This window comes from Aquincola tertiaricarbonis, from assembly GCF_023573145.1.
GTDB lineage: Bacteria > Pseudomonadota > Gammaproteobacteria > Burkholderiales > Burkholderiaceae_C > Aquincola > Aquincola tertiaricarbonis_B.
The window spans coordinates 969,544-991,239 of record NZ_CP097636.1; the positions used below are offsets into that span (position 1 = coordinate 969,544).

General features: G+C 65.6%; 16 protein-coding genes and 1 pseudogene. 8 read left to right on the plus strand and 9 right to left on the minus strand.

Translation table 11 applies throughout. The features are described from left to right. Positions 1 to 12: 12 nt before the first annotated feature. The 3 genes from MW290_RS18675 to MW290_RS18685 all read left to right on the plus strand — a co-directional run bounded on the left by MW290_RS18675 (position 13) and on the right by MW290_RS18685 (position 3,419). Complete coding sequence (locus MW290_RS18675; RefSeq protein WP_250199199.1) at positions 13 to 1,401, plus strand: phosphomannomutase/phosphoglucomutase; 1,389 nt, start codon at positions 13 to 15, stop codon at positions 1,399 to 1,401. Positions 1,402 to 1,411: 10 nt separating this feature from the next. Further along, complete coding sequence (locus MW290_RS18680; RefSeq protein ID WP_250199200.1) at positions 1,412 to 2,728, plus strand: 3-deoxy-D-manno-octulosonic acid transferase; 1,317 nt, start codon at positions 1,412 to 1,414, stop codon at positions 2,726 to 2,728. Positions 2,729 to 3,056: 328 nt separating this feature from the next. Continuing rightward, positions 3,057 to 3,419: a hypothetical protein gene (locus MW290_RS18685; RefSeq protein ID WP_250199201.1), complete on the plus strand. Its 363-nt coding sequence runs from the start codon at positions 3,057 to 3,059 to the stop codon at positions 3,417 to 3,419. Between the two features lie 565 nt (positions 3,420 to 3,984). Here MW290_RS18685 and MW290_RS18690 read toward each other — a convergent pair. Next, positions 3,985 to 5,001, minus strand: a complete 1,017-nt coding sequence (locus MW290_RS18690) for an IS110 family RNA-guided transposase (protein ID WP_250195741.1) — start codon at positions 4,999 to 5,001, stop codon at positions 3,985 to 3,987. A gap of 131 nt (positions 5,002 to 5,132) precedes the next feature. Here MW290_RS18690 and MW290_RS18695 point away from each other — a divergent pair, with 131 nt between their 5' ends. Continuing rightward, complete coding sequence (locus tag MW290_RS18695; RefSeq protein WP_250199202.1) at positions 5,133 to 5,840, plus strand: hypothetical protein; 708 nt, start codon at positions 5,133 to 5,135, stop codon at positions 5,838 to 5,840. Positions 5,841 to 6,365: 525 nt separating this feature from the next. On the opposite strand, the gene MW290_RS18700 is transcribed toward MW290_RS18695, so the two are convergent. Continuing rightward, positions 6,366 to 7,382 carry an IS110 family RNA-guided transposase gene (locus MW290_RS18700; RefSeq protein WP_250195741.1) on the minus strand — a complete coding sequence of 339 codons (1,017 nt, stop codon included), beginning with the start codon at positions 7,380 to 7,382 and terminating at the stop codon, positions 6,366 to 6,368. Positions 7,383 to 7,513: 131 nt separating this feature from the next. Here MW290_RS18700 and MW290_RS18705 point away from each other — a divergent pair, with 131 nt between their 5' ends. Next, positions 7,514 to 8,221 carry a hypothetical protein gene (locus MW290_RS18705; protein ID WP_250199202.1) on the plus strand — a complete coding sequence of 236 codons (708 nt, stop codon included), beginning with the start codon at positions 7,514 to 7,516 and terminating at the stop codon, positions 8,219 to 8,221. Positions 8,222 to 8,746: 525 nt separating this feature from the next. Here MW290_RS18705 and MW290_RS18710 read toward each other — a convergent pair. Then, a complete protein-coding gene (locus tag MW290_RS18710) occupies positions 8,747 to 9,763 on the minus strand; it encodes an IS110 family RNA-guided transposase (RefSeq protein WP_250195741.1) in 1,017 nt (338 codons plus the stop codon). A gap of 133 nt (positions 9,764 to 9,896) precedes the next feature. Between MW290_RS18710 and MW290_RS18715 the strand changes: the two genes are divergently transcribed. Beyond that, positions 9,897 to 10,493 (plus strand): DUF4145 domain-containing protein, encoded by a 597-nt coding sequence (locus tag MW290_RS18715; RefSeq protein ID WP_250199203.1) that lies wholly within the window; start codon positions 9,897 to 9,899, stop codon positions 10,491 to 10,493. A gap of 296 nt (positions 10,494 to 10,789) precedes the next feature. Here MW290_RS18715 and MW290_RS18720 read toward each other — a convergent pair. Beyond that, positions 10,790 to 11,890: pseudogene (locus tag MW290_RS18720) on the minus strand (IS110 family RNA-guided transposase). Between the two features lie 530 nt (positions 11,891 to 12,420). Next, positions 12,421 to 13,437 carry an IS110 family RNA-guided transposase gene (locus tag MW290_RS18725; RefSeq protein ID WP_250195741.1) on the minus strand — a complete coding sequence of 339 codons (1,017 nt, stop codon included), beginning with the start codon at positions 13,435 to 13,437 and terminating at the stop codon, positions 12,421 to 12,423. A gap of 127 nt (positions 13,438 to 13,564) precedes the next feature. On the opposite strand from MW290_RS18725, the gene MW290_RS18730 reads away from it, so the two are divergent. Both MW290_RS18730 and MW290_RS18735 read left to right on the plus strand, forming a co-directional pair. After that, positions 13,565 to 14,314, plus strand: coding sequence for a DUF4304 domain-containing protein (locus tag MW290_RS18730; RefSeq protein ID WP_250199204.1), 750 nt, complete (start codon positions 13,565 to 13,567; stop codon positions 14,312 to 14,314). Positions 14,315 to 15,233: 919 nt separating this feature from the next. Beyond that, a complete protein-coding gene (locus MW290_RS18735; protein ID WP_250199205.1) occupies positions 15,234 to 15,632 on the plus strand; it encodes a hypothetical protein in 399 nt (132 codons plus the stop codon). Between the two features lie 187 nt (positions 15,633 to 15,819). Here the strand turns inward: MW290_RS18735 and MW290_RS18740 are convergent, their stop codons facing one another. The 4 genes from MW290_RS18740 to MW290_RS18755 all read right to left on the minus strand — a co-directional run bounded on the left by MW290_RS18740 (position 15,820) and on the right by MW290_RS18755 (position 21,645). Continuing rightward, complete coding sequence (locus MW290_RS18740) at positions 15,820 to 17,091, minus strand: DUF1501 domain-containing protein (RefSeq protein WP_250199206.1); 1,272 nt, start codon at positions 17,089 to 17,091, stop codon at positions 15,820 to 15,822. Between the two features lie 88 nt (positions 17,092 to 17,179). Next, positions 17,180 to 18,742, minus strand: a complete 1,563-nt coding sequence (locus tag MW290_RS18745) for a DUF1800 domain-containing protein (protein WP_250199207.1) — start codon at positions 18,740 to 18,742, stop codon at positions 17,180 to 17,182. Between the two features lie 60 nt (positions 18,743 to 18,802). After that, entirely contained in the window at positions 18,803 to 21,166 is a 2,364-nt protein-coding gene (locus MW290_RS18750; RefSeq protein WP_250199208.1) for a xanthine dehydrogenase family protein molybdopterin-binding subunit, read from the minus strand. Further along, positions 21,163 to 21,645, minus strand: coding sequence for a (2Fe-2S)-binding protein (locus tag MW290_RS18755; RefSeq protein WP_250199209.1), 483 nt, complete (start codon positions 21,643 to 21,645; stop codon positions 21,163 to 21,165). Before MW290_RS18755 ends, MW290_RS18750 begins: the two co-directional genes overlap by 4 nt. Between the last annotated feature and the right edge of the window lie 51 nt (positions 21,646 to 21,696).

Here is a 21,696-nt window from a genome sequence, read left to right on the forward strand (position 1 = left end):
AGGAGGAAATGAATGAAAGTTGCAGCTTCGGCCTTCAAGGCCTACGACATCCGCGGCATCGTCGGTCAGGCCCTCGACGAGGACTTCGCCGAGCACCTGGGCAAGGCCTTCGGCACCGAAGCGGTGGCCGCCGGTGAAAAGGCCGTGGCCGTGGGCCGCGACGGGCGCCTCTCCGGCCCCGGCCTGGCCGCCGCGCTGATCCGCGGCCTGGCTTCCACCGGGCTGGACGTGGTGGACCTGGGCGCCGTGACCACGCCGATGCTGTACTACGTGGCCGCCACCCGAGGCCAGCATGGCTGCAACAGCGGCATCCAGGTGACCGGCAGCCACAACCCCAAGGACTACAACGGCTTCAAGATGGTGCTGTCGGGCCGCGCCATCTATGGCGACGAGATCCAGGGCCTGCGCCGACGCATGGAGGCCGAGGACTACACGGTGGGCAAGGGCCGCTCGGCCGCGATGGACATCGTGCCCGAGTACATCGCCCGCATCACCGGCGACTGCAAGCTGGCCCGCCCGCTGAAGGTGGTGGTCGATTCGGGCAACGGCATTCCCGGGGCTTCGGCGCCGCAGCTGCTGAAGGCGCTGGGCTGCGAGGTGATCGCGCTGTACAGTCGCGTGGACGGCGACTTCCCGAACCACCACCCCGACCCCTCCAAGCCCGAGAACCTGCAGGACCTGATCCGCACGGTGCACGCCACCGAAGCCGACCTGGGCCTGGCCTTCGACGGCGACGGCGACCGCCTGGGCGTGGTCACCAAGGACGGCCAGATCATCTACCCCGACCGCCAGCTGATGCTGTTTGCGCAGGACATCCTGACGCGCGTGAAGGGCGGCACCATCATCTTCGACGTCAAGTGCACCCAGCGCCTGGCGCCGGCCATCAAGGCTGCCGGCGGCGTGCCGCTGATGTGGAAGACGGGCCACTCGCTGGTCAAGGCCAAGATGAAGGAAGTCAAGGCCCCGATCGCCGGCGAGATGAGCGGCCACGTGTTCTTCGGTGAGCGCTGGTACGGCTTCGACGATGCCTCGTACACCGCGGCGCGCCTGCTCGAGATCCTGAGCCGCCACGACGACCCCAGCGCGGTGCTCAACGGCCTGCCCACCAGCTTCAGCACGCCCGAGCTGAACGTGGCCTGCGCCGAAGGCGAGCCGCGCGAGGTGATCGACAAGCTGCTGGCCGATGCCAACTTCCCGGGCGGCGAGATCGTCACCACCGACGGCCTGCGCGTGGACTACGAAGACGGCTTCGGCCTCATCCGCGCCAGCAACACCACGCCGGTGCTGGTGCTGCGCTTCGAGGGCCATACCGAAGAGGCGCTGCACCGCATTCAGGACGACTTCATGGCGCGCCTGAAGGCCGTGAAGCCCGACGCCGAAGTGGCGGCCGCCGCCCACTGACGACGATGCGATGACGCCCTGGCTGGCGCGCTTCCTCTACAGCGCGCTGCTGGTGGCGCTGACGCCGCTGTACCTGCTTCGCCTGTGGTGGCGGGGCCGCGCCGAGCCGGCCTACCGCCGCCGGCTGCGTGAGCGGCTGGGCTTTTACCGCACCCGCCGCCGCGCCATCGAAGGGCGCGTGGTGTGGCTGCATGCGGTGTCGCTGGGCGAAACCCGCGCCGCCGAGCCGCTGGTCAAGGCCCTGCGCGCGCAGATCCCGGGCATGCGGCTGGTGCTCACCTGCAGCACCGCCACCGGCCTGGAAGCCGGGCGCGCGCTGCTCACCGACGACGACATCCAGACCTGGCTGCCCTACGACACGCCGGGGGCGGCGCGCCGCTTCTTCCGCCGCTACCGGCCGCTGGTGGGCGTGCTGATGGAAACCGAGATCTGGCCCAACCTGCTGCACGCCGCGCGCCAGGCCGGCGTGCCGATGGTGCTGGCCAATGCCAGGCTGTCTGAGCGCAGCCAGCGCAAGGGCCAGCGCCTGGCCGCGCTGCTGCACCCCGCGGTGCAACAGCTCACCTGGGTGCTGGCGCAGACCGAAGCCGACGCCCGCCGCCTGCGCGAAGCCGGCGCGCCGCAGGTGGAGGTGTGCGGCAACCTGAAATACGACATCGAGCCGCCGCCCAAGCTGCTGGCCCGTGGCCTGCAATGGCGCCAGCAGCTCAACGACCCGCCGCGCGCGGTGGTGCTGGCCGCCAGCACGCGCGAGGGCGAAGAGCAACCGCTGCTGTCGGCCTGGCGCGCACTGCCGGCGCCCAGGCCGCTGCTGCTCATCGTGCCGCGGCACCCGCAGCGCTTCAACGAAGTGGGCCTGCTGGTGGACAACAGCGGCTTCACCCTCTCACGCCGCAGCAGCTGGGCCGAAGGCCCCACCCCCGAGGCCGCCCGCGCCGACGTGTGGCTGGGCGATTCGATGGGCGAGATGCCCCTGTACTACGCCCTGGCCGACGTCGCCCTGCTGGGCGGCAGCTTTGCGCCGCTGGGCGGCCAGAACCTGATCGAAGCCGCCGCCTGCGGCTGCCCGATGGTGATGGGCCCGCACACCTTCAACTTCGAGGACGCGGCCGAGCTGTCGCTGAAGGCCGGCGCCTCATTGCGCGTGGCCGAAATGGCCGACGGCGTGCGCCGCGCTGCGGCACTGGCGGCTGATCCGCAGCGCAATCAGTGGGTGCAGAGCGCGTTTGGGTTTGCGGCGGCGCATCGCGGGGCGACGGGGCGGATGGCGCGGCGGATTGTGGCGTGTGCGATTCGGGGGCGGGGGGATGGGGTGGGCGGGCTGTAGTTCTCGGACCGCAGCGACTCGGCAACGCAGACAAGCTTGGCGCCTGGTGGCTTACGACGAGCCCTGACGACGAGGTGGAATCGCGTGCTGTCTTCGTCCGGGATTCATTAGCGCGAGCGCCAGTGGCCATTCTGGGTGCTGACATCGCACCTCCCTGCCGTTGCGGCACCCGTTCTCGACGGCGTCGGTCAAGCAACGGACTTCATCGGCAGGCGTATCCGAAGACGCCTGACAGGAAGGTGGGCGTATTCGGTTACGCTGAGTGCGTTACGCTTGAGATCGGTTAAGCGGCACAATCCGAACGCATCTCCTACCGGAATGTCGTTGAATGGCACTTACCCTTCCCGAAATCGAAGAAGCTGTTCTTCGCGCTGGCTTCGTCCGCAACTCATCGACATCGAAAGTGATTGAGTTCAAATCGAAGCGATCCGGGCGACGGCTATACGTCTATCAGAAGCAGGGGCTACCTGATCACGCAGACGTAATGGTCCATCCAGAGATGGATCCAGCCAGCCTGTTTGCCATCGACGGAGTGCGCCCGAACAAGCGCGTGGAGTTCAGGTTCGGAAGCAACATGGCTGAGTTTCCAAAACGCTTGAACAAGGGCGCCGCCCCGGAACACTTTGGCAGAGCACTGTACGTGCTGTCCCCCGCTGCGTTGAGCAGCCTCTGCCGCGTGTATGACAACTAGGTATCGCACTGCGAAGTGCCGCCTAACCGGTTGTTCAACCGGAGCGCCAACCGCTGGCCACCTTGCCCGCGAGGCGTTGTGTGCCTATCCTGCGCCTCGCGGGCAAGGCGTCCATCCGTCGTCGCCCGGTTAACTCTGCTACAAGGGCTTCCCCGCCTGTCAAGCGAAACTGATCCGTTGAATCACGCCAGTGATTCAATCTGGGTCATACGGCTGAATAAAAGACTCCACCACGCGCTATTGCGGCGGGCGTTGATGCAGGATGCGCAGGGTGCGGACGGAAGAAACTACAAGCGGTCACTGTGCAGCACGGCATGCCGGCTGCGGACCCTGATGGAAGAAGCGCATGGGCGACCCATTCGTTAGCCGAGTTTGTCGGGCCATTGCTGGCGCGCCAGAGGCTCCTTGAGCTAAACGGTCACTGCCCATGCCGGGCCAACCTGTGCACATCAACGAGTGCCATCACGCAGTGGAGGAAACCGGGCTGCGGCTCAGGGCGGGGCCGCAGCAAACTGATGGGTGTAGGCCGGGGACTGGTGTCTGGGTGTCATGTCGGCGCCCCCGCTCAGGCCGCCAGCTTGAAGGCTTCGCCCTTGGTCAGCACCGCCCAGGCCAGGCGAGCGTTCTTCGCGGCGATGGCCACCACCGCCTTCCAGTAGCCGCGCCGCTGCTCGACGGCCAGCGCCCAGCGGCTGATGCCGTCGGTCTTGTTCTTCGCCGCGTTGAGCACTGCCCGAGCACCCATCACCAGCAAGCTGCGCAGGTACGGATCACCGGCCTTGGTGATGCGCCCCAGGCGCGCCTTGCCGCCGGAGCTGTACTGCCCCGGCACCAGCCCGATCCAGGCCGCAAACTGCCGTCCGCAACTGAACTCCGTGGCATTGCCCACCATGGCCACCAGCGCCGTGGCCGTGGCTTGGCCAATGCCCATCAACTGCATCAACTGCTGCGCGGGCGTGCTCTGCCGGGCCATGGCGTGCACATGCCGGTCGTACTGGGCAATGCGCTCGTCCAGGTGCGCCACCTCGCTGAGCAAGTCGCCGATGACCAGGTTGGCGTAGCCGGGCAGGTCCTCCAGGTGCTCGCGGGCCTGGCGGCGCACCACCTCGGCCTTCAGCGGCAGCACGATGCCGAACTCACAGAGCAGGCCGCGGATGCGGTTGATGCAGGCCGTGCGCTCGGTGACGAAGCCCTGCCGCGCGCGGTGCACCATCAGCTGTGCCTGCTGCTCCTCGGTCTTGATCGGAACGAAGCGCATGTTGGGTCGCTGCATCGCCTCGCAGATCGCAGCCGCGTCGGCCGCGTCGTTCTTGCCCCGCTTGCCGCTCATGCGGTAGGGCGTGACCAGCTTCGGCGCCATCAGGCGCACGGTGTGGCCGTGCGCCTGAAACTGCCGCGCCCAGTGGTGCGCTCCAGAGCACGCCTCCATACCGATGACACCCGGCGGCAGTGCAGCGATCAGCGCTTGCAGCTTGCTGCGCGCCACCTTCGGCTCACGCAGTTGCACCACCCCAGTGGCGTTCACGCCGTGCACCGCAAAGACGTTCTTCGCCAGATCGATACCCGTGGCAATAATGGTCATGGGCCTTCCCCTTCCAGGTGAGTTGATGAGAGTTCGCACTTCCCATCTTGGCGCCGTTACTCGACGCTTCGCACTGCGGATCACTCAAGGCGGGGAAGGCCCTTCCATTCGTTAGGCGTCGGGGAGACAGAGTGGACGCAAAGCTCGCCAAAGAACTTGGTTCAAAAATCCAAGAGCTTCAAGCTCTCATGGTGGCATTTGCGACCGATGGACGCACTAGCGATCAACCGCGCCTATATCGCGAACTCTATGCGGACGTAACTATTGAACTTGAGAAGGCCAAGTACGAGAATCCTAATCCACACAAATCGCTTGAGGTGTTCTACGCGCACTGTAAACTTCAGGAAATGAAGAAATATGCAGAGCGGAGGGCCTGTGTGGAGGAATTGTACTCGGCCATTCTACTCGACCTTAAGCGAGTAGAGCGCCATGCTCCAAATCCAAGGAACTGGGCTAAGGCTAATGACGTACTGACTGATGAACTATCGCCTGTTCGCACGCAGTGGCTAAAAGCAAAGAACTTCATCTTTTCCAAACCACCAGACTACGAAAACTCTATCAAGGAATCAATCAGTGCCGTAGAGTCATGTTTGATGGTGCTTCTCCATGAGCCCAATGGGACTCTGGGTAAAATTATCAAGCAAGCAAAGCTTGACCCGGACATTGAGCGCTTAGTAAGTCAAGCGTATGGATATGCTAGCAACAAGGACTTCGTCAGACATGGTGGAACTGAGGAGTCGAAATTGACAAAGGCTGAGGCGGACTTCTTTCTAGATTTTTCTGCATCATCAATCGTTTACATTACCTGCAAGATCAAGCGCACAAGCACCGACGCCTAACCAGTTGCTCAACCGGACCCATTGCGGTGTGTGGCTAAAGGCCCGCCATTTCATTCTGGGCCTTTAGCCACACACCGCAAGGGTCCGGTTAGCTCAAACTACAAGGGCTTCCCCGCCTGTCAAGCGAAACTGATCCGTTGAATCACGCCAGTGATTCAATCTGGGTCATACGGCTGAATAAAAGACTCCACCACGCGCTATTGCGGCGGGCGTTGATGCAGGATGCGCAGGGTGCGGACGGAAGAAACTACAAGCGGTCACTGTGCAGCACGGCATGCCGGCTGCGGACCCTGATGGAAGAAGCGCATGGGCGACCCATTCGTTAGCCGAGTTTGTCGGGCCATTGCTGGCGCGCCAGAGGCTCCTTGAGCTAAACGGTCACTGCCCATGCCGGGCCAACCTGTGCACATCAACGAGTGCCATCACGCAGTGGAGGAAACCGGGCTGCGGCTCAGGGCGGGGCCGCAGCAAACTGATGGGTGTAGGCCGGGGACTGGTGTCTGGGTGTCATGTCGGCGCCCCCGCTCAGGCCGCCAGCTTGAAGGCTTCGCCCTTGGTCAGCACCGCCCAGGCCAGGCGAGCGTTCTTCGCGGCGATGGCCACCACCGCCTTCCAGTAGCCGCGCCGCTGCTCGACGGCCAGCGCCCAGCGGCTGATGCCGTCGGTCTTGTTCTTCGCCGCGTTGAGCACTGCCCGAGCACCCATCACCAGCAAGCTGCGCAGGTACGGATCACCGGCCTTGGTGATGCGCCCCAGGCGCGCCTTGCCGCCGGAGCTGTACTGCCCCGGCACCAGCCCGATCCAGGCCGCAAACTGCCGTCCGCAACTGAACTCCGTGGCATTGCCCACCATGGCCACCAGCGCCGTGGCCGTGGCTTGGCCAATGCCCATCAACTGCATCAACTGCTGCGCGGGCGTGCTCTGCCGGGCCATGGCGTGCACATGCCGGTCGTACTGGGCAATGCGCTCGTCCAGGTGCGCCACCTCGCTGAGCAAGTCGCCGATGACCAGGTTGGCGTAGCCGGGCAGGTCCTCCAGGTGCTCGCGGGCCTGGCGGCGCACCACCTCGGCCTTCAGCGGCAGCACGATGCCGAACTCACAGAGCAGGCCGCGGATGCGGTTGATGCAGGCCGTGCGCTCGGTGACGAAGCCCTGCCGCGCGCGGTGCACCATCAGCTGTGCCTGCTGCTCCTCGGTCTTGATCGGAACGAAGCGCATGTTGGGTCGCTGCATCGCCTCGCAGATCGCAGCCGCGTCGGCCGCGTCGTTCTTGCCCCGCTTGCCGCTCATGCGGTAGGGCGTGACCAGCTTCGGCGCCATCAGGCGCACGGTGTGGCCGTGCGCCTGAAACTGCCGCGCCCAGTGGTGCGCTCCAGAGCACGCCTCCATACCGATGACACCCGGCGGCAGTGCAGCGATCAGCGCTTGCAGCTTGCTGCGCGCCACCTTCGGCTCACGCAGTTGCACCACCCCAGTGGCGTTCACGCCGTGCACCGCAAAGACGTTCTTCGCCAGATCGATACCCGTGGCAATAATGGTCATGGGCCTTCCCCTTCCAGGTGAGTTGATGAGAGTTCGCACTTCCCATCTTGGCGCCGTTACTCGACGCTTCGCACTGCGGATCACTCAAGGCGGGGAAGGCCCTTCCATTCGTTAGGCGTCGGGGAGACAGAGTGGACGCAAAGCTCGCCAAAGAACTTGGTTCAAAAATCCAAGAGCTTCAAGCTCTCATGGTGGCATTTGCGACCGATGGACGCACTAGCGATCAACCGCGCCTATATCGCGAACTCTATGCGGACGTAACTATTGAACTTGAGAAGGCCAAGTACGAGAATCCTAATCCACACAAATCGCTTGAGGTGTTCTACGCGCACTGTAAACTTCAGGAAATGAAGAAATATGCAGAGCGGAGGGCCTGTGTGGAGGAATTGTACTCGGCCATTCTACTCGACCTTAAGCGAGTAGAGCGCCATGCTCCAAATCCAAGGAACTGGGCTAAGGCTAATGACGTACTGACTGATGAACTATCGCCTGTTCGCACGCAGTGGCTAAAAGCAAAGAACTTCATCTTTTCCAAACCACCAGACTACGAAAACTCTATCAAGGAATCAATCAGTGCCGTAGAGTCATGTTTGATGGTGCTTCTCCATGAGCCCAATGGGACTCTGGGTAAAATTATCAAGCAAGCAAAGCTTGACCCGGACATTGAGCGCTTAGTAAGTCAAGCGTATGGATATGCTAGCAACAAGGACTTCGTCAGACATGGTGGAACTGAGGAGTCGAAATTGACAAAGGCTGAGGCGGACTTCTTTCTAGATTTTTCTGCATCATCAATCGTTTACATTACCTGCAAGATCAAGCGCACAAGCACCGACGCCTAACCAGTTGCTCAACCGGACCCATTGCGGTGTGTGGCTAAAGGCCCGCCATTTCATTCTGGGCCTTTAGCCACACACCGCAAGGGTCCGGTTAGCTCAAACTACAAGGGCTTCCCCGCCTGTCAAGCGAAACTGATCCGTTGAATCACGCCAGTGATTCAATCTGGGTCATACGGCTGAATAAAAGACTCCACCACGCGCTATTGCGGCGGGCGTTGATGCAGGATGCGCAGGGTGCGGACGGAAGAAACTACAAGCGGTCACTGTGCAGCACGGCATGCCGGCTGCGGACCCTGATGGAAGAAGCGCATGGGCGACCCATTCGTTAGCCGAGTTTGTCGGGCCATTGCTGGCGCGCCAGAGGCTCCTTGAGCTAAACGGTCACTGCCCATGCCGGGCCAACCTGTGCACATCAACGAGTGCCATCACGCAGTGGAGGAAACCGGGCTGCGGCTCAGGGCGGGGCCGCAGCAAACTGATGGGTGTAGGCCGGGGACTGGTGTCTGGGTGTCATGTCGGCGCCCCCGCTCAGGCCGCCAGCTTGAAGGCTTCGCCCTTGGTCAGCACCGCCCAGGCCAGGCGAGCGTTCTTCGCGGCGATGGCCACCACCGCCTTCCAGTAGCCGCGCCGCTGCTCGACGGCCAGCGCCCAGCGGCTGATGCCGTCGGTCTTGTTCTTCGCCGCGTTGAGCACTGCCCGAGCACCCATCACCAGCAAGCTGCGCAGGTACGGATCACCGGCCTTGGTGATGCGCCCCAGGCGCGCCTTGCCGCCGGAGCTGTACTGCCCCGGCACCAGCCCGATCCAGGCCGCAAACTGCCGTCCGCAACTGAACTCCGTGGCATTGCCCACCATGGCCACCAGCGCCGTGGCCGTGGCTTGGCCAATGCCCATCAACTGCATCAACTGCTGCGCGGGCGTGCTCTGCCGGGCCATGGCGTGCACATGCCGGTCGTACTGGGCAATGCGCTCGTCCAGGTGCGCCACCTCGCTGAGCAAGTCGCCGATGACCAGGTTGGCGTAGCCGGGCAGGTCCTCCAGGTGCTCGCGGGCCTGGCGGCGCACCACCTCGGCCTTCAGCGGCAGCACGATGCCGAACTCACAGAGCAGGCCGCGGATGCGGTTGATGCAGGCCGTGCGCTCGGTGACGAAGCCCTGCCGCGCGCGGTGCACCATCAGCTGTGCCTGCTGCTCCTCGGTCTTGATCGGAACGAAGCGCATGTTGGGTCGCTGCATCGCCTCGCAGATCGCAGCCGCGTCGGCCGCGTCGTTCTTGCCCCGCTTGCCGCTCATGCGGTAGGGCGTGACCAGCTTCGGCGCCATCAGGCGCACGGTGTGGCCGTGCGCCTGAAACTGCCGCGCCCAGTGGTGCGCTCCAGAGCACGCCTCCATACCGATGACACCCGGCGGCAGTGCAGCGATCAGCGCTTGCAGCTTGCTGCGCGCCACCTTCGGCTCACGCAGTTGCACCACCCCAGTGGCGTTCACGCCGTGCACCGCAAAGACGTTCTTCGCCAGATCGATACCCGTGGCAATAATGGTCATGGGCCTTCCCCTTCCAGGTGAGTTGATGAGAGTTCGCACTTCCCATCTTGGCGCCGTTACTCGACGCTTCGCACTGCGGATCACTCAAGGCGGGGAAGGCCCTTCCATTCGTTAGGCGCCCGAAATCACACCCATGGCCAGTTCTACTACCGTCGATTGTCCCCAATGCTACGTTCGCGTCAAAGCGGAGATCAAAAGCTGGATAGGCGACGCTGAGGACGACGCGTACTTCCTATCCGAGTGCCCCAGTTGTAAGAAACCCCTGTTCGGCAGAGCCTTTGTCTATCGTGACGAGCACAACAACTGGGAGTGGAATCACGCTGAACGACTCTGGCCGATTCCCGCTTCGACGGAGGTGTCTGCTGCCATCCCTGAGGCCGCAAGACGGGACATCAAAGATGCGCAAAAATGTTTATCTCGCGGCATCTATTCTGCTTCAGCGGTACTTTGTGGTCGGGCATTGGAGCGATTGATTAAGGAGAAATCCGGCGCAAACATGATCGGCAAAGGTCTTGCAGAGCTAAAGACAAAAGGAATCATCGACGAGAGATTGTTCGCCTGGGCTGAAGCGCTGAGGAAGGAGAGAAACATTGGTGCACATGCTTCCGATGAAGATACCACGAAAGAAAACGCTCAGGACATTGTTGATTTCACCATCGCCATATTTGACTACGTGTACACCCTCACCGAGAAGTACGAGAAATACATTGCACGCAAAGCATCCGCATAGCGCGCGGGTGCCCAACCCCTCTACAGGGACTCCCCTCTCGGTCAACGGTTTGATTTGATTCCTCAGTCAGTTCCGACCAGTAGTTGCGGCGCGCTATGACAACAACGACATGGAACAGACTGCACATCTACATGCGGGCTTGTTTCGGTCGATGCCGAGGCCCCAGATAAGAACCGCTCGGCAGTGCTCCATTCGCTCGTCGGGCATCGCGCCCTTGATGGTTACCGGGTTTGGCTGCCGCCGGTCTGATCTGTGGTGCTATCTGCGCTTCGCGTCTGCGGGTGGGAACGAATTCTTCAGATGGCCAGTCGTTGGCTCAAAGCGCAGTGCGGCGCCGGTGCCTCGGGAACATGGTTCGGATCGAATCGGCCATCCCGGGTCAGCAGGCCCACAGGATGCGCGCATTCTTGTTGGCCAGCGCCACCACGGCCTTCTGCCAGCCGACCCGTTCTTTCAATTGCACCAGCCACTGGCTGATGCGGTCGGATCGTTTGGCGGCGGTCATCACCGCCGACTTCGCGCCCCTGCATCAACAGCGTTCGCAGGTAGTCATCGCCTCGTTTCGTGATTCTTCCCAGCCGGGCCTTGCCTCCCGTGGAGTTCTGGCTCGGCACCAGGCCCAGCCACGCGCCGAACTGTTTGGCACTGCTGAACTGCCTGAAGTCTCCGACGCTGGCCACCAGCGCCGATGCGCCAATGGGGCCGATCCCCTGCAGCGCTGCGGCCTTGGCTGCGCGCTCTTCGCTTCGGGCGTGGGCCTCGATGCGCTCGTCGCACCATTTCATCTGCAGATCCAGGTCGATCCAATGCAGGTGCGCTCGCTGCAACACCAGACGCGCGATGCCCGTCAGCTCGTTGCCGGCATCCTCCTGCATCTCGGCCAGCACCCGGCGCAGCGCCTCGGGGCTTTGCGGATAGACCAAACCGAACTCGGCCAGCACGCCGCGGATGCGGTTGATCAGCGCTGTGCGCTCGGCCTTGTAGCCCTCGCGCAGGCGGTGCACGCTGAGCTGGCCCTGCTGCTCGGCCGTCTGCACAGGCACGAAGCGCATGTGCGGCCGGCAAGCGGCCGCGCAGCAGATCGCGGCCGCGTCGTTGGCATCGTTCTTCCCGCCCCTGGCGGCCATGCGGTGTGGGGTGTCGAAGTGTCCGGCAATCAGCCGCGCATCGAGACCCAGAAGGCGCAAGCGCCGCGCTACGTGGTGCGCACCACCGCAGGCTTCCATCGCCACCAGGCAGCCGGCAGGCAACTCGGCGCACCACGCCAAGAAACGCTCGCGCGACAGCGACTTGGCCATCAACACACGCCCCGACCGATCCACTGCGTGCACCTGATACACCCGCTTCGACAGTCCTACCCCTACCCGCGCCACCAATCCCCAGGTAATCTCCGCCATAACTTCCCCTTTCCGATCAGATTGAACTTCCGCAACAAGTAATCTTGGTACCTCGATAGCGTTACTGGACTGGGGAAGTCCCTCCGCACGCGGGTGAACTCAACTACAAGGGCTTCCCCGCCTGTCAAGCGAAACTGATCCGTTGAATCACGCCAGTGATTCAATCTGGGTCATACGGCTGAATAAAAGACTCCACCACGCGCTATTGCGGCGGGCGTTGATGCAGGATGCGCAGGGTGCGGACGGAAGAAACTACAAGCGGTCACTGTGCAGCACGGCATGCCGGCTGCGGACCCTGATGGAAGAAGCGCATGGGCGACCCATTCGTTAGCCGAGTTTGTCGGGCCATTGCTGGCGCGCCAGAGGCTCCTTGAGCTAAACGGTCACTGCCCATGCCGGGCCAACCTGTGCACATCAACGAGTGCCATCACGCAGTGGAGGAAACCGGGCTGCGGCTCAGGGCGGGGCCGCAGCAAACTGATGGGTGTAGGCCGGGGACTGGTGTCTGGGTGTCATGTCGGCGCCCCCGCTCAGGCCGCCAGCTTGAAGGCTTCGCCCTTGGTCAGCACCGCCCAGGCCAGGCGAGCGTTCTTCGCGGCGATGGCCACCACCGCCTTCCAGTAGCCGCGCCGCTGCTCGACGGCCAGCGCCCAGCGGCTGATGCCGTCGGTCTTGTTCTTCGCCGCGTTGAGCACTGCCCGAGCACCCATCACCAGCAAGCTGCGCAGGTACGGATCACCGGCCTTGGTGATGCGCCCCAGGCGCGCCTTGCCGCCGGAGCTGTACTGCCCCGGCACCAGCCCGATCCAGGCCGCAAACTGCCGTCCGCAACTGAACTCCGTGGCATTGCCCACCATGGCCACCAGCGCCGTGGCCGTGGCTTGGCCAATGCCCATCAACTGCATCAACTGCTGCGCGGGCGTGCTCTGCCGGGCCATGGCGTGCACATGCCGGTCGTACTGGGCAATGCGCTCGTCCAGGTGCGCCACCTCGCTGAGCAAGTCGCCGATGACCAGGTTGGCGTAGCCGGGCAGGTCCTCCAGGTGCTCGCGGGCCTGGCGGCGCACCACCTCGGCCTTCAGCGGCAGCACGATGCCGAACTCACAGAGCAGGCCGCGGATGCGGTTGATGCAGGCCGTGCGCTCGGTGACGAAGCCCTGCCGCGCGCGGTGCACCATCAGCTGTGCCTGCTGCTCCTCGGTCTTGATCGGAACGAAGCGCATGTTGGGTCGCTGCATCGCCTCGCAGATCGCAGCCGCGTCGGCCGCGTCGTTCTTGCCCCGCTTGCCGCTCATGCGGTAGGGCGTGACCAGCTTCGGCGCCATCAGGCGCACGGTGTGGCCGTGCGCCTGAAACTGCCGCGCCCAGTGGTGCGCTCCAGAGCACGCCTCCATACCGATGACACCCGGCGGCAGTGCAGCGATCAGCGCTTGCAGCTTGCTGCGCGCCACCTTCGGCTCACGCAGTTGCACCACCCCAGTGGCGTTCACGCCGTGCACCGCAAAGACGTTCTTCGCCAGATCGATACCCGTGGCAATAATGGTCATGGGCCTTCCCCTTCCAGGTGAGTTGATGAGAGTTCGCACTTCCCATCTTGGCGCCGTTACTCGACGCTTCGCACTGCGGATCACTCAAGGCGGGGAAGGCCCTTCCATTCGTTAGGCCGCATCAAAGATGCCTCGTCAGTTTCTCTACAAGCCGCCCATTCCCCAGACGGAACCTTGGCCGCCGGAGCGGTCCGAGCCAGGGTTACTGAGTGACGAGCCTGCCAGAGACGTGTATCGAGCAGCATGCGCGCACCTCGGGCGAGCGCTTGAGCCTCTTGGCTTCAAGTACCTGAAGAGCAAACAACGCTGCATCGCAAGAAGGTCGCGATTCACAAATGAGGTGGCGTTTCAGTCAAGCCACTACAACGTCTCTGGCAGGCATGTGCAGCTTTGGATGCATGCCACGGTAGCCTCCGAAGAACTCCAAGCTTGGCGAGCTAGGTGCCTGCCGCCTGAGCTTTCGAGTGCACATGTCGCCGGCGGCATGGTCCACCTGCTCGGTACAAGGTTCGCGATGGTTCAATGGGAGTTGGCGGATCCACAAGACCGAGAACAGACGATCCAAGACGCCATTCAGTTCATCCACTCGGAAGTCTTGCCCTACTTCGAGAGATTCGAATCAGTCGAGAATCTTCTCGCCGAGCTTGCAACTGCAGCTGTTCCCGCATTCGACTTGGTACCCTCGGTGGAGTTCTCGTGTTGCTTCGGAGGCACTGCTCAGGCTCAAGCAACACTTGACCGATTCCTCCGCGATCGCCCGGATCTTCAAGCGGCAATCGCGGCAGAGTCGGTATCGCCATCCCCCGCTGCTTTGTCGCGTCCAGGGGGCTATGCGCAACAGGTTGTCTTTTTGCGCCATCACTACAACCTGCAGTGAGGCCTAATACTGCTGTGGCGCCTACACCCCACACGCCGTCGCTGCAGGAAAATACACCTTGCAGATTTTGGTTGTTGATTCGCGGTGCGACTGTGGATGCGATAGTGTTGGCTTTCTCACTGAAGACGATCGACCGAGCCGCGACACCAAGTTCATTGCCGACGGTATCGGCCTGTTGGCGGGCAACAAGCAGATGAGCGTTATCGTTTACGGCTCCGCAGGCCAAATGGTGGAACTCGGGTTGCATTGGGCCTACGACGGTGGCGCACCGTTGCCCCAGCCGGAAACTGTAGCTCTTGGGAGCGAGGGCGCGAAGTCGCGGAGGCCCAGCAATGACGCCCGACCCATCATTGCAGCGGACTTGTGCCGGCTTCGCTGGCTGGTCCGCTTACCCTGAACGTTGGAGCGCACAAATGGATATTGTCGCGATCACTAACGCTGCAAACCCCTCGTTTGCACTGCTTGGTTGCCGCCGCTTGGACGCGTCGGACTACCAAGCTGAGCTTTCAGTGCGGTCCGGCGCATTTAGGGGCGGTTGCCGTTCTGGTTTGATCGCAGCTCTCTTGATCGCGTAGTGGCATCGCTGAATGCAATGTGCCGGGGCGTGGAGGGAGAATGCAAACTCAGCTATCGGTACGAGGAACCGCATGTGAGTTTCAGTTTGAGAAAGTTGGGGCATGTTGCGGTGTCCGGGTTGGTCCTCGACGGTGAGCAACGCCTTGAGTTCGTTGTGCACACGGACCAAACAGCACTATCTGCGCTTCTCGCGGGGTTCCAGGAACTTGCCGCAGCGTGAAGGTGCGCTTTGAACTCTTGGTCAAGCTGGTCCGCCACGTGATGCGCTAATTGACCTTGATTTCGGTGTGGGCAACGGCATCACACCGTAGTGGTCGGCTCACGGTGAACTTTAGATATCAGCATGCAATCGTCGGAAGACCTTCGAGCTATAAAGCAAATAAAAGCAGTCGCCCGTTCGATGGTGGCGCTGCAGGTAGGCTTGCGCGCGGGATCGCAACAGTTGGTTGGCAGCATCAAGATGTTGAATGACCCAACAGAATTCAACCATCGATGCATCGACGCCTTCCTGGCGGAATACCCGCACGACTTGCCTTCAGGTGAATCTAGGCTTTATGTCTCAGATGACGCTCTGGCTGCGGCTGATGCCAAAGCTGCCGCGATTGAGACAAAGCATCGGCAGAACGTGTTGTTCGAATGCAAGCGCATCTACTTCCACTGTTCGAGCCTCCAGCGACAAGCTGAAGCATCGTTGTCAAGCGAGGGCAGCATTGACGTCCTTCAAGAAAATCTCAGTGAGTGACTGACGCTCAACGGATTTTTCAACCCGTCTGCGCTTCACGAGGAAAAGGCGTATGCACAGTTCAAACTTTTGCGATTTGCGCGCAAGCTGTGGGCCGCAGAAGTTGAACGCGTCCAGCGCCCGGCGCGGTGCGAACAGATGCTCGGTGCGCCTGGGCTCCTGCAGCCTGCCGTATTCCTACCGCCTCTCACACCCCACCCCCACCCCTCAACAACTCCCCCTGCACCCTCGCCAACCCCCCACTCCCCGGCAGCACCTGCCGGTCCAGCGCGGCGGTGCTGATCTTCAGGTGCTCGGCCAGCAGGGGGCGCAGCACGCTGCGCAGGTCGGTGGTGATGCGCAGGTCGCGGCCTTCGTAGCGTTGGGTTTCGGCCAGGCCGGGCCAGTCGGCCAGCACTCGGCCGCCTGGGCGGCCTTGCACGGCGCCACCCAGTAGGAAGGCGGCGCCGCCGCTGCCGTGGTCGGTGCCGCCGGTGCCGTTGATGGTCACCTGACGGCCGAATTCGGTGGCCACCACCACCACGGTGTGGGGCCAGGCGCCGCCGGCCACGAGGGACTGGCGCAGAGCGGCCAGGGTGTCGTCCAGCAGGCTCAATTGGCTGGCCAGGATGCGGGCTTGCGCGGCGTGGGTGTCCCAGCCGCCGATATCCAGCACTGCCACCCGCGGGCCGCTGGGCTGTGAGAGGAACTCGCCGGCGCGCTGGGCCAGGGCCACGGTGGCGCGGGGGGGTGTGGTTCCACCGGTCATGCCGCCGGCCATGCCGCCGCCCGCGGTCATCGCGGCCGGCTCGCCGTGCAGCATGCGGGCGCGCTGCAGGGCCTGGCCCAGGGCGGCGTCGTCGCCGTAGAGCTGCTGCAGGCGGTTCAGCAGGTCGGGCGGGGGTTCGGCCAGGGTGGAAGGGGCCCAGCTGTCCACCCCCTCGCTGCCACGCAGCACCAGCGGCACGCTGGCGCCCAGCGCCAGGCCGCCGATGCCGGGCACGCCGCTGCTGCGCAGCGCGCGGCCCAGCCAGCCGTCGGTCAGTTCATAAGGCCGGCTGCCGCCGGATTCCAGCACCTGCTGCGCATCGAAGTGCGAGCGCTCGCGGTAGGGCAGGCCGGCCGCATGCACCACCACCACTTCACCGGCCAGCACCAGGCCGTGCAGCTGGGCCAGCGCCGGGTGCAGCGCCAGCGGGCCGGGCAGCGGCAGCGCGGGGGAGCCGGGCACCTCGGCCAGCGTGCCGCGGGCGGCGGCAAAGGCCGGGTCGCCCGGCGCCGGCACGGCCGAGAGGCCGTCCATGCCGCCGCGCAGGATGACGAAGACAAAGCGCGGGTCGTCGGGGCGGGCCGCGGTGGTGGTGGCGGCCAGGCTGAGCATGGGCCATGCACCGGCCGCCAGGCCGGCGGCCAGCAGCCGGCGGCGCGGCGCGTTGATGGGGCTGGCGGCCTGGCGGTGGCTGCGGCGATCGGTGGTCATGGGGATGACTCCAGTTCGGGGCGCTGGGCGGGCGGTGCGCGGCAAGGGCGTGGCGCGGCAGGGCCGGGGTGGCGTTGCAGCAGCCGCCTCAGCGCCGCTGGAACTCGGGCGACAGCAGCAGCAGGGCCAGCGCCTGCGGCCCGTCTGCGGCGCGCTGGATCTGCAGCCGTGTGGGCTCGGTCAGCCAGGGGCCCAGGCTGGCCGGGGCCAGCGCCCGGGCGTCGGTGGTGCGGGCGGCACGGTCGGCCAGGCGGGTGGCCCATTTCACGCGCTTCCACACGGCTTCGGGGCCCAGCCAGTCGGCGGCCTGGTCGGGCCAGCCGGCGGGCGAAGGCGCTGCCTGCAGCCGCTGGCCCATCTGGCCGATGGCGGCGTCAGGCTGGCGGGCCCACAGCGCATCGGCGCCGCCCAGCAGGCGCAGGCTGCTGATGGCCAGCTCTTCGGGCGTCTTGAGCTTTTGCGGCTCGGGCGCCCAGGCCTCCGGGCTGTTGAGCAGCGCCTGGTACACGGTGGGCAGGTCGCCGCTGCTGCGTTGCCAGGCCTGCACCATGCGGTCGACCAGCGCCGGCGGCGGATCGTCGGCCACGAAGTGGCGGGCCAGCTGCCCGCAGACGAAGCGGGCGGTGGCCGGGTGCTGCGCCAGGTGCTGCAGCACGGCCAGCAGGCTGCTGCCGTCGTCGGCGTCGTCGAAGGCTTGGCCGAGCAGTGTTTGCGCGCCAGGCTCATGCCAGGCCGGGTCGAAGCGGGTGGGCACGAAGGCGCCCTGCGGCGCTGCCGCGCTGTCGGCTTGCGCAGGGTTGCCCGGTGCCGGCGGCGTGACCACCCGCCAGCCGGTGAGCACCTTGGCGAAGGCGGTGACGTCGGCCTGGGTGTACACGCCCTGGCGGGCCGAGACGGCGCCCAGCGTGTGCAGTTCCAGCACCTCACGCGCCAGGTTCTCGTTCAGGCCCACGCGGCGGCTGGCCAGGGCGGCGTCTTCTGGCTGGCGGGCCTGGCGTTGCGCCAGCCGCGTGGCCAGGCGGGAGCGGGGGCCGGCGGAGCTTTCGTTGTCCAGGTAGCGCAGCATGGCTGCATGCGTGGTGCTGGCCACCAGCATCGTCTCGAAGCGGCCGGCAATGTGCGGGCGGATGGCCTCGCGCTCGAAGCTGCCGGCCAGGCCGCGCATGCTGGCCTTGCCGGTGGACACGGTGAAGTGGTTGCTCCAGAACATCGCCAGCCGCTCGGCAAAGGGCCGCGGGCTACGCACGGCGGTGGCCAGGCGGGCACGCTGGTCGGCTTGCAGCGCGTCACGCAACGGCTGATCTGAGGGCCCCAAGGGTCGGGCTGGGCCCGGCCCGCCCCCCGAGGGGATCAAGGAAACTTGGGGCGGCCCGGCGTTTCCTTGGGAAACAGCGGCCGCAGGGGCAGAAGCGGCCGCATCCACCTCACGCGCCATGCGCCGCCGTCGCACCACTTCGGCCTGCAGCGCCACCGCCTCGGCGCTGCTGGGCAGCGCGGGTTTGCCGGGCAGGTCGAGCTGGGGCTCGGCGGGCCCGACTTGCGCCAGCAGCCAGGCCAGCGGATCGGGGCGGACGTTGGCCAGCGTGGCTTCACCCAGGCCGAAGCGGTGGGCGGCGATGGCGGCGCGGCGGGCGGCGTCGGGGTACTGCATGCCTGACCAACGCAGCGGGGCGGGTGCCGGTTGAAGCCGCCGCCCCGCTGAAAGGCTTTTTTACGCAGCCGGCAGGTCGGCCAGCGGCGCCGGGTCGTAGTCGCCGGCCAGCGCGCGCCACACGCGCTCGGCGGTCACCGGCATCTGGATGCGCTCGGCCGCGGCGCCCTGGCCGGCCGCGTCCAGCGCATCGATCACCGCATTGACCACGGCCGGCGTGGCGCCGATGGTGCCCAGCTCGCCCACACCTTTGACGCCCAGCGGGTTGGTCAGGCAGGGCACCGAGGTGTCGAACTGCGTCTTGAAGCCGACGAAGCCATCGGCATGCGGCATCGCATAGTCCAGGAAGCTGGCCGTCAGCAGCTGGCCGCTGCCGGGGTCGTACACCACCTGTTCCAGCAGCGCCTGGCCGATGCCCTGCACCGCGCCGCCTTCGATCTGCCCGCGCACGATGGCGGGGCTGACCACGCGGCCGATGTCGTTGACCGAGGCATAGGCCACGATGGCCACCTGGCCGGTGGCGGTATCGATCTCCACCTCACAGATGTGGCAGCCGTTGGGCCAGCTGGGGGCGCTGACGGCGTTGGTCACGTCCACGGTGATGCGCTGCGTGGGCTGGCGGCCGGCCAGCTCGAAGAGGCCAATGCCCAGGTCGGTGCCGGCCACGCTCAGGCGGCCTTCGCGGTACTCGATGTCGCCGGCCGGGGCTTCCAGCGCTTCGGCGGCCAGCTGGCGCGCCGTGTCCACCGTACGCTCGGAAGCCACCCGCACCGCCGAGCCGCCGGTGAAGAGGGACCGCGAACCCGCGCTGCCAAATCCGTTGGCGCGGTCGGTGTCGCCCTGCAGCACGCGGATGCGGTCGATCGGCACGCCGAACACGTCCACCGCCAGCTGCGCATAGCTGGTGGCAATGCCCTGGCCCATGGCCTGCGTGGCCGAAGTCAGCTCGATGTATCCATCGGCCGTCACGTCCACCACCACGCGCTCTTCCAGCGCATTGCCGCCGGTCCATTCCAGGAAGGTGGCGATGCCGCGGCCGCGCAGCCGGCCCCGGGCCTGGCTCTCGGCGCGCCGGGCCGCAAAGCCTTGCCAGTCGGCCAGGGCCAGGCCCTGGTCGAGGATGCGCGCGAACTGGCCGCTGTCGTAGGTCTGGCCCATCGGGTTGCGGTAAGGCATCTGCTCGGGCCGGATCATGTTGCGGCGGCGCAGCTCGGCCGGGTCCATACCCAGTTGGCGCGCAGCCGCGTCCATCAGCCGTTCCATCAGGTAGATGGCCTCGGGCCGGCCGGCGCCGCGGTAGGCGCCGGTGGGCGCGGTGTGCGTCATCACGCCGGTGTAGTGCAGGTCGATCGTCTGCAGGTCGTAGATGCTGGTAGACACCCAGGGCCCGATCAACAACTGGATGGCCAGGCCGGCCGTGGTGGCGTAGGCGCCCACGTTGGCCAGCGAGCGCACCCGCAGCGCCAGCGCGCGGCCGTTGGCATCGAGCGCCAGTTCGGCATGGGTGAGCACGTCGCGGCCGTGGGTGGAAGCCAGAAACTCTTCCAGCCGCTCGGCGCGCCAGCTCACCGGCCGCTGCAGTTGCAGCGCGGCATGGGCCACGGCCACGTCTTCGGGGTACAGGCCGGTTTTCATGCCGAAGCCGCCGCCCACGTCGTCCACCTTCACCCGCACGTTCTCGGGCGTGCGGCCAGGGATGAGGCCGGCGATGCCGTTGCGCACACCGGTGGGCATCTGGCTGCTCAGGCGCACGGTCAGGCGGCCGGTGGCCGTGTCCAGCTCGGCCTGGGTGCAGCGCGGCTCCATCGGGCTGGCGGCCAGGCGCTGGTTGCGGATGTCCACCTGCACCACATGCGCCGCGGCGGCAAAGGCGGCGGCGGTGGCCGCGGCGTCGCCATGGCGCATCTCGGCCGCGATGTTGTCGGGCGCGGCTTCGCACAGCACGGGCGCGCCGGGGCTCACCGCCTGCACCGGGTCGGTGACGGCGGGCAGCTCTTCGTAGTCGATCCACAGCGCGGCGGCGGCGTTGCGCGCAGCCTCGCGCGTGTCGGCCACCACGGCGGCCACGGCCTCACCGACGAAGCGCACCACCTCATGCGCCAGCGCATGCCGCGCCGCGGTGGCGCCGGGGCTGCCGTCGGGCCGCTTGAAGCCGCCACCGGGCAGCGGCTTGACGCCGGCGGCCACCAGGTCGGCGCCGGTGTACACCGCCAGCACGCCGGGCTGGGCCAGTGCGCCTTCCACGTCGATCGACAGGATGCGGGCATGGGCGTAGGTGGAGCGGGCGAAAGCCAGGTGCACCTGGCCGGCGGGCGCCACGTCGTCGGTGAAGCGGCCGCGGCCGGTGACCAGCGCCGGGTCTTCGATGCGGCGCACGATGTGGCCGCTGCCGTAGCGGCCGGTTTCCACGGCGGCGGCGCTCATCGTGCGCCCCCTTCGGCCATTGCGCGGGCGGCGGTCTGCACCGATTCGACGATGTTCACGTAGCCGGTGCAGCGGCACAGGTTGCCTTCCAGCGCATGGGCGATGCATTCGGCGCTGGGCTGCGGCTCACGGGACAGCAGGTCGACGGTGGTCATCACCATGCCGGGGGTGCAGAAGCCGCACTGCAGGCCGTGGCATACCACGAAGGCCTCCTGCACAGGGTGCAGGGGCGCGCCTTCGGCCGCCAGGCCTTCGATGGTGGTGATGGCCCGGCCTTCGGCCTGCGCGGCCAGCACGGTGCAGCTTTTCACCGCCGCGCCGTCCAGCAGCACGGTGCAGGCGCCGCACTGGCTGGTGTCGCAGCCGATGTGGGTGCCGGTCAGGCCCAGCGGGCCGCGCAGCAGGTCAACCAGCAGGGTGTGGTCGGCGGCATCGACCGACACCGGCCGGCCATTGACGATGAATGGCATCTGTCGCATGGGCTTCCTTCGCTTTGGCGAAGGGCCATGCTAAACGGACGCCTTGCTTCC